Here is an 8,154-nt window from a genome sequence, read left to right as displayed (position 1 = left end):
AATAGGGCGATTTAGTATGTGGACGTAGACCCGAAACCGTGTGATCTACCCCTGTCCAGGATGAAGGTGCGGTAACACGCACTGGAGGTCCGAACCCACGTATGTTGAAAAATGCGGGGATGAGGTGGGGGTAGCGGAGAAATTCCAATCGAACTCGGAGATAGCTGGTTCTCCCCGAAATAGCTTTAGGGCTAGCCTCGGAATAAGAGTCGTGGAGGTAGAGCACTGATTGGGTGCGGGGCCCGCAAGGGTTACCAAGCTCAGTCAAACTCCGAATGCCATAGACTTATATCCGGGAGTCAGACAGTGAGTGCTAAGATCCATTGTCAAAAGGGAAACAGCCCAGACCATCAGCTAAGGTCCCCAAGTGTGTGTTAAGTGGGAAAGGATGTGGAGTTGCACAGACAACCAGGATGTTGGCTTAGAAGCAGCCACCATTTAAAGAGTGCGTAATAGCTCACTGGTCGAGTGACTCTGCGCCGAAAATGTAACGGGGCTAAACACACCACCGAAGCTATGGCTTGATACATTCGTATCAGGGGTAGGGGAGCGTTGTATGTAGGTTGAAGGTGTACCGTAAGGAGCGCTGGACAGCATACAAGTGAGAATGCCGGTATGAGTAACGAAAAGATCAGTGAGAATCTGATCCGCCGAAAGCCCAAGGTTTCCTGAGGAAGGTTCGTCCGCTCAGGGTAAGTCGGGACCTAAGGTGAGGCCGAAAGGCGTAATCGAAGGACAACAGGTTGAAATTCCTGTACCACCGTAAACCGTTATGAACGATGGGGTGACGCAGGAGGGTAGTGACGCGGACTGATGGATGTCCGTCCAAGCAGTGAGGCTGATGTGTAGGCAAATCCGCACATCGTTAAGGCTGGGCTGTGATGGGGAGTGAAAATTATAGTAGCGAAGGTCATGATCTCACACTGCCAAGAAAAGCCTCTAGTCAGGTGAAGGTGCCCGTACCGCAAACCGACACAGGTAGGCGAGAAGAGAATTCTAAGGCGCGCGGAAGAACTCTCGTTAAGGAACTCGGCAAAATGACCCCGTAACTTCGGGAGAAGGGGTGCCCCGGTAGTGTGAATAGCACGAGGGGGCCGCAGTGAAAAGGCCCAAGCGACTGTTTAACAAAAACACAGGTCTGTGCGAAGCCGTAAGGCGAAGTATACGGGCTGACGCCTGCCCGGTGCTGGAAGGTTAAGGGGAGTGGTTAGGAGCAATCCGAAGCTATGAACCGAAGCCCCAGTAAACGGCGGCCGTAACTATAACGGTCCTAAGGTAGCGAAATTCCTTGTCAGGTAAATTCTGACCCGCACGAATGGCGTAACGATTTGGGCGCTGTCTCAACGAGAGATCCGGTGAAATTTTAATACCTGTGAAGATGCAGGTTACCCGCGACAAGACGGAAAGACCCCATGGAGCTTTACTGCAGCTTGATATTGGATTTGGGTACGATCTGTACAGGATAGGTGGGAGCCTAAGAAACAGGAGCGCAAGCTTCTGTGGAGGCGCCGTTGGGATACCACCCTGATCGTATCTAGGTTCTAACCTAGTACCGTAAACCGGTGCGGGGACAGTGTCTGGTGGGCAGTTTGACTGGGGCGGTCGCCTCCTAAAGAGTAACGGAGGCGCCCCAAGGTTCCCTCAGAATGGTTGGAAATCATTCGAAGAGTGCAAAGGCATAAGGGAGCTTGACTGCGAGACCTACAAGTCGAGCAGGGACGAAAGTCGGGCTTAGTGATCCGGTGGTACCGCATGGAAGGGCCATCGCTCAACGGATAAAAGCTACCCTGGGGATAACAGGCTTATCTCCCCCAAGAGTCCACATCGACGGGGAGGTTTGGCACCTCGATGTCGGCTCATCGCATCCTGGGGCTGAAGTAGGTCCCAAGGGTTGGGCTGTTCGCCCATTAAAGCGGTACGCGAGCTGGGTTCAGAACGTCGTGAGACAGTTCGGTCCCTATCTGTCGTGGGCGTAGGAAATTTGAGAGGAGCTGTCCTTAGTACGAGAGGACCGGGATGGACATACCGCTGGTGCACCAGTTGTTCCGCCAGGAGCATGGCTGGGTAGCTACGTATGGACGGGATAAGCGCTGAAAGCATCTAAGCGTGAAGCCCCCCTCAAGATGAGATTTCCCAGTATGTAAGACCCCTTGAAGACGACGAGGTAGATAGGTTGGAGGTGGAAGTGCAGTAATGCATGGAGCTGACCAATACTAATCGGTCGAGGGCTTATCCTAAAAGTTTTCTGAAAGAAAACTAGCTTCGGAAGCGATACGCTTTGCATCGGAGCAAGACTTTCAGGAACAATGCAAATTCGCAAAGTTTGTTTCGTATCTAGTTTTCAAGTGATCAAACACTTGAACCGTTTGGTGGCGATAGCGGAAGGGTTCCACGCGTACCCATCCCGAACACGACCGTTAAGCCTTCCAGCGCCGATGGTACTTGGACCGAAGGGTCCCGGGAGAGTAGGACGTCGCCAAGCGGTATATATTCCCTGATAGCTCAGTTGGTAGAGCACTCGACTGTTAATCGAGTTGTCACAGGTTCGAGTCCTGTTCGGGGAGCCACTTGCTTCCATAGCTCAGTAGGTAGAGTGCATCCATGGTAAGGATGAGGTCACCGGTTCGATCCCGGTTGGAAGCTCCACAGCAGATTCACGATTGAGGCCCGTTGGTCAAGGGGTTAAGACACCTCCCTTTCACGGAGGTAACAGGGGTTCGAATCCCCTACGGGTCACCATTTACTTTAATAATGTTTTCGGAGGCTTAGCTCAGCTGGGAGAGCATCTGCCTTACAAGCAGAGGGTCGGGGGTTCGAACCCCTCAGCCTCCACCATAAATATCTCATGTTCTATGACGAAATAGGACATACTGTAAGCAGTAATTCGTTAATGGGGATTAGCCAAGCGGTAAGGCAACGGACTTTGACTCCGTCATGCATAGGTTCGAATCCTATATCCCCAGCCATGTTTGAGCCATTAGCTCAGTTGGTAGAGCACCTGACTTTTAATCAGGGTGTCGAAGGTTCGAGTCCTTCATGGCTCACCATTAGTTTTACTTGTGCGCGTGTGGCGGAATTGGCAGACGCACTAGACTTAGGATCTAGCGTTTCACGACGTGGGGGTTCAAGTCCCTCCACGCGCACCATGTTTTTGCGGACGTGGCTCAGCGGTAGAGCATCGCCTTGCCAAGGCGAGGGTCGCGGGTTCGATTCCCGTCGTCCGCTCCATAATTTGCGCCCTTAGCTCAGCTGGATAGAGCGTTTGACTACGAATCAAAAGGCCGGGAGTTCGAATCTCTCAGGGCGCGCCATTTTTAAATCATATGTAACGGGATGTAGCTCAGCTTGGTAGAGCACCTGGTTTGGGACCAGGGGGTCGCATGTTCAAATCGTGTCATCCCGATTGTTACATCTGCGGGTGTAGTTCAATGGTAGAACTTCAGCCTTCCAAGCTGATAGCGTGGGTTCGATTCCCATCACCCGCTCCATACATAAAGTAGACATCACCAAGTGTGATGTTTTTTTTACATCTTAAGGTCATACCTCTGTGAAGTGGCAATGCACTAAAGTTATGGGTTACGAAGACTAGTTTTGTGGGAAGATAAGGCTTGTATTGAAATGTTTATAGCTAAAAACAGTTTTTTTTGTCGATCTGGCGAATTTTTTCGGTTAGAAAGTGGAGATTTTCGTTCGCATTTATTGTATGATATTAGGAAGGCATAAAAAAGATAAACTGTTAGAACGGGTTTAGATGGGAGGAGTAGCATGACTGAACTTACTGTAACCGCAAAAAGCAATTCCAATAATCTGCTGCGGCGTGATGTACGGTTTTTAGGAAACATTCTTGGCGAAGTTCTTGTCCATCAGGGAGGCAATGAGCTTTTAGAGATCGTTGAGAAGATTCGTGAAACTAGTAAATCGTTACGTTCCGTGTTTTTACCTGAATTGTTCGCAGATTTTAAAAGGATTGTCAGCACGCTGGATCCAGACAATCGTCATCAGGTGATCAGAGCGTTTGCTATTTATTTTCAATTGGTTAACATCGCAGAACAGAATCATCGAATTCGCCGCAAACGCGACTATGAGCGTTCTGCAGGCGAGAGTGTACAACCAGGATCGATTGAAAGTGCAGTCCAGGATTTGAAAGAACGCAATTTCACGTACGAAGAAGTTCAAGAGATTCTTGAAAGTCTTTCCCTGGAGCTAGTAATGACCGCACATCCTACAGAGGCGATGCGTCGCGCCATTCTCGATATCCACAAAAGAATTTCGGAAGATGTTATGCTCCTTGATAACCCAACGCTTACATTCCGTGAAAGAGAACAGCTTCGTGAAAAGCTTCTTAATGAAGTCATTACACTATGGCAGACGGATGAGCTGCGTGACCGCAAACCAACAGTGCTTGATGAGGTTCGCAATGGTATGTATTATTTTCATGAAACGCTGTTTCACATTTTGCCAGAAGTTTATCAAGAGCTTGAGCGCTGCTTAACTAAGTACTATCCCGGTTCTGACTGGCATGTACCGACATATCTCCGTTTTGGCTCATGGATCGGTGGCGACCGTGACGGTAACCCTTCAGTAACAGCTGATGTAACTTGGAAGACGCTTGAAATGCAACGGAAGCTGGCTATTCGGGAGTACCAGAATATTTTGACAGGGCTCATGAAAAACCTCAGCTTTAGTGCAACGATTGTAAACGTGTCCGATGAGTTGAAACAATCGATTCTTACGGATCGTGAGAACGTTACACTGAAGAAGATGGAAATTTGGCACAATGAGAAAGAGCCATATCGAATCAAGCTTGCTTATATGCTAGCTAAGATGGTTCACGTTCTGGATACCAATATGACTGGTAAAGAGCGTTATGAATCACCAGAAGAATTCATCGAAGACTTGCAAATTATTGATCGTAGTTTACGGCATCATTATGCCGATTATGTAGCGGACACATATATTAAGAAATTGATTCGTCAGGTTGAACTGTTTGGGTTCCATACCGCTACTTTGGATATTCGTCAACACAGTAAAGAGCATGAAAATGCGATGGCTGAGATTTTGGCGAAAATGAACGTAGTTAGCGATTACGCTTCACTTGAAGAGGAAGACAAGATTGAGCTTTTGAATAAGCTACTTAATGATCCTCGTCCGCTCACGACTCCTTATCAGGAGTACAGCGACAGCACAGAAGAGTGTCTTGAAGTCTACCGTACGGTATATCGGGCACAGAAGGAATTCGGAGTTAACTGTATTTCGAGTTACCTGATCAGTATGGCTGAGGGCGCGAGTGACATTATGGAAGTTATGGTCTTCGCGAAGGAAGTGGGATTGTTTACCAAGGAGAACGACGGTACAGTGGTTGCTACTCTTCAAGCTGTACCATTGTTTGAGACAATTGAGGATCTGCATGCAGCTCCAGATATTATGCGTCGACTGTTTAACCTTCCGATTTACCGTGAAGGCGTGAAAGCGATGAATGATCTTCAGGAAATCATGCTTGGTTACTCTGATAGTAATAAAGACGGTGGCGCTGTTACAGCGAACTGGGAGCTGCAGGTAGCCATGAAAGAGATTACGGCTGTAGGTAGTGAGTTCGGCGTGAAGCTGAAGTACTTCCATGGACGTGGTGGCTCACTCGGACGTGGTGGTATGCCACTTAACCGTAGTATCCTGGCACAGCCTGCTAGCACGATCGCTGGTGGCATCAAGATAACGGAACAAGGTGAGGTTATATCCTCACGTTATTCCCTAAAAGGAATTGCATACCGTAGTTTGGAGCAAGCGACATCAGCATTGATTCGTGCATCGATTAATGCGCGTACGCCAGAAGAGAATGCAAATGAAAAAGAGTGGGAACAAATTTCCGCGAAAATTTCAGAAGTATCTCAGAATAAGTACCAAGATCTCATCTTCCGTGATCCAGATTTCTTGAGCTTCTTCAAAGAATCCACCCCGCTACCTGAGGTTGGAGAGTTGAATATTGGTTCACGACCTTCCAAGCGGAAGAACAGTGACCGTTTTGAGGACCTACGTGCCATCCCTTGGGTGTTTGCTTGGACTCAGAGCCGTTATTTACTCCCTGCTTGGTACGCGGCTGGTACGGGCCTTCAGAGCTTCTATCAAGACAATGAAGACAATATGAAGACTTTGCAGGATATGTACATTAATTATCCATTCTTTACATCCATGATTGATACTTTGCAAATGGCTATGGCGAAAGCTGATTTGATCATTGCGAAGGAATATTCACTTATGACAAACGATGATGTGGCTCGTGAGCGGATATTTGGCCTCATTAAAGAGGAGTTCAAGCTTACTAAAGAGATGGTCCTCAAGATCACAGGACAACAGGATATCCTGGACAATCAACCGGTCTTGCAGGAATCCATCAGACTCCGCAACCCGTATGTTGATCCGTTGAGTTATCTGCAGGTTCAACTACTGAATGAGTTGCGTGATCTACGTGAGAAGGGCGAAGATGACCCTGACTTGCTTCGTGAGGTATTGCTCACGATTAATGGTATTGCTGCCGGACTTCGGAATACGGGTTAATATCTAGCGTGAAATGTATTAGATAGGGATGGTCTAAGGTGAGGTTCCCTGGAGGAGCCTCACCTTTTTAATTTTGTCACCTGAGGGTTATCCTATTTGCACATTAACTTGACAGAATGGATATTAAAGAGGTTGCCAAGAGTGTCGTGAACACCTTGTTTTTCGAATTGTGTTGCAATTTATAATAAGTTGAATTACCATTTTAATGATGCTTTAGAGACTTTTAGACGTTACCCATCAGACCATTCTGGGGGAATTATGGTGGACAATTTGGATGTAAGATTGGCTAAGCTAGCTCGTAAAGGAGATCAGCGAGCATTTGCCGAAATCGTAGGACTTTATAAAGATAAAATATTTCATCTAGCATACCGTATGTTAAATAACCGGCATGAGGCTGAGGATATCGTTCAGGAGACATTCCTGCGCGTATATAAGAGTCTAGATCGCTACGATGAGAATCAGAAATTCTCAACATGGATTTACCGGATTGGGACAAACCTTTGTATAGATCGGCTGCGTAAGCGCAAGCCGTCCTACTCACTTGATGCGGATATGAATGATCAAGAGGGAATGGACGGTTATTCGATGATACCTAGCGATGATCGAACACCGGAATCCGAAATGCTAATATCCGAGACACAGCGGATCATTCATCAGGCCATTGAGTCACTTCCCGCTAAGTACAAAACAATAATGATATTGCGATATATTCAGGACATGTCACTTCAGGAGATCAGTGATGTCCTTGATCTCCCTGTGACAACGATTAAGACGAGAGTTCATCGCGGTCGGGAATATTTACGTAAGAAGCTGGAATTTAAGTTGTAGATTTATAAAAAAATTATGAAACATCACCGCTTCCGATTCGTATTGAACATTAAGCAAGTCTTATGCCCCTGAATGGGGAGTAGACCCAGCACAGAGATTGAACGAAAGGACTGGCTCATATGGATTGCAAATTGGCCGTCTCTTTGATGCACGATTATTTGGACAATGATCTGTCCAAGCCGCAGCAGCTGGAGCTAAAATCCCATATGCTGCAATGTGTTGACTGCCGGAACAGGTTCGAGGAACTGGAACAGACGGATATGCTGCTGTTTTCCTTGACACATCATGATACAGGGCCTTCCGACGATTTGACGGACCGAATTATGGGAATGCTGCCTAAGCAAAAGAAACAGAAGGTTTGGATCACATGGGTGAAGAATCATCCAGCTATCACAGCAGCAGCTCTATTTCTTGTCGTTATGCTCTTTAGCACCGTCAGCTTCTGGGACCAGGATAATCAACTTGTCGTAAAGGGTAGTGAACTCGAAAAACTCGTAATCGAAGGCAAGACGGTTATTATTCCACCGGATCAGGTCATTACAGGGGATATAACTGTGGAGAATGGCAAGGCTCAGGTTTTCGGACAGGTTCAAGGGAATTTAACTGTCATTGACGGAGAGCTTTTTCAAGCTTCTACGGCTCATATATCCGGGCAAGTAAAGGATATTGATAAGGCAATGGATTGGATCTGGTACAAGATCACCAATCTGTTCTCGGATGTCGCTTACCGCTAAGATGAGATTTGCACCTTGTTGAATAACGGCGCCTTTTTTC

Annotated in this window: 3 protein-coding genes, 11 tRNA genes and 2 rRNA genes (1 of these 16 only partly in view); all 16 read left to right on the top strand. The window is 47.2% G+C overall.

Features of this window, described 5'->3' with window-relative positions:
• Positions 1–2,237, top strand: a 23S ribosomal RNA gene (locus tag ACK8P5_RS22485) (it extends 690 nt beyond the left edge of the window).
• Between the two features lie 128 nt (positions 2,238–2,365).
• Positions 2,366–2,482 (top strand): 5S ribosomal RNA (rrf, locus tag ACK8P5_RS22480).
• 9 nt (positions 2,483–2,491) lie between these two features.
• A tRNA-Asn gene (locus tag ACK8P5_RS22475) sits at positions 2,492–2,567 on the top strand.
• 3 nt (positions 2,568–2,570) lie between these two features.
• Positions 2,571–2,646, top strand: a tRNA-Thr gene (locus tag ACK8P5_RS22470).
• Positions 2,647–2,664: 18 nt separating this feature from the next.
• A tRNA-Glu gene (locus ACK8P5_RS22465) sits at positions 2,665–2,739 on the top strand.
• Positions 2,740–2,759: 20 nt separating this feature from the next.
• Positions 2,760–2,835, top strand: a tRNA-Val gene (locus tag ACK8P5_RS22460).
• A gap of 56 nt (positions 2,836–2,891) precedes the next feature.
• A tRNA-Gln gene (locus ACK8P5_RS22455) sits at positions 2,892–2,966 on the top strand.
• A 5-nt stretch (positions 2,967–2,971) separates the two neighbouring features.
• Positions 2,972–3,047 (top strand) — tRNA-Lys (locus ACK8P5_RS22450).
• Between the two features lie 14 nt (positions 3,048–3,061).
• Positions 3,062–3,146: transfer RNA gene (locus ACK8P5_RS22445), tRNA-Leu, on the top strand.
• Positions 3,147–3,153: 7 nt separating this feature from the next.
• A tRNA-Gly gene (locus tag ACK8P5_RS22440) sits at positions 3,154–3,228 on the top strand.
• 6 nt (positions 3,229–3,234) lie between these two features.
• Positions 3,235–3,311 (top strand) — tRNA-Arg (locus tag ACK8P5_RS22435).
• Positions 3,312–3,329: 18 nt separating this feature from the next.
• Positions 3,330–3,403 (top strand) — tRNA-Pro (locus ACK8P5_RS22430).
• Between the two features lie 11 nt (positions 3,404–3,414).
• Positions 3,415–3,488 (top strand) — tRNA-Gly (locus ACK8P5_RS22425).
• A gap of 277 nt (positions 3,489–3,765) precedes the next feature.
• A complete protein-coding gene (gene ppc / locus ACK8P5_RS22420) occupies positions 3,766–6,552 on the top strand; it encodes a phosphoenolpyruvate carboxylase (RefSeq protein WP_422658429.1) in 2,787 nt (928 codons plus the stop codon).
• A gap of 258 nt (positions 6,553–6,810) precedes the next feature.
• Positions 6,811–7,380, top strand: coding sequence for an RNA polymerase sigma factor SigW (gene sigW, locus ACK8P5_RS22415; RefSeq protein WP_422658428.1), 570 nt, complete (start codon positions 6,811–6,813; stop codon positions 7,378–7,380).
• 119 nt (positions 7,381–7,499) lie between these two features.
• A complete protein-coding gene (locus tag ACK8P5_RS22410; protein ID WP_422658427.1) occupies positions 7,500–8,114 on the top strand; it encodes a zf-HC2 domain-containing protein in 615 nt (204 codons plus the stop codon).
• The last annotated feature ends 40 nt before the right edge of the window (positions 8,115–8,154 follow it).

This window comes from Paenibacillus sp. EC2-1 (assembly GCF_049311625.1).
In the GTDB taxonomy this organism is placed as follows: Bacteria; Bacillota; Bacilli; order Paenibacillales; family Paenibacillaceae; genus Paenibacillus_AQ.
The sequence above is the reverse complement of the archived record's forward strand: the minus strand, read 5'-3'. Positions and strand labels throughout refer to the sequence as shown.

Excerpts from the sequence above, each read along its gene's own strand:
- ppc (WP_422658429.1), top strand. The coding sequence starts at position 3,766 with ATGACTGAACTTACTGTAACCGCAAAAAGCAATTCCAATAATCTGCTG.
- sigW (WP_422658428.1), top strand. The coding sequence starts at position 6,811 with ATGGTGGACAATTTGGATGTAAGATTGGCTAAGCTAGCTCGTAAAGGA.
- ACK8P5_RS22410 (WP_422658427.1), top strand. The coding sequence starts at position 7,500 with ATGGATTGCAAATTGGCCGTCTCTTTGATGCACGATTATTTGGACAAT.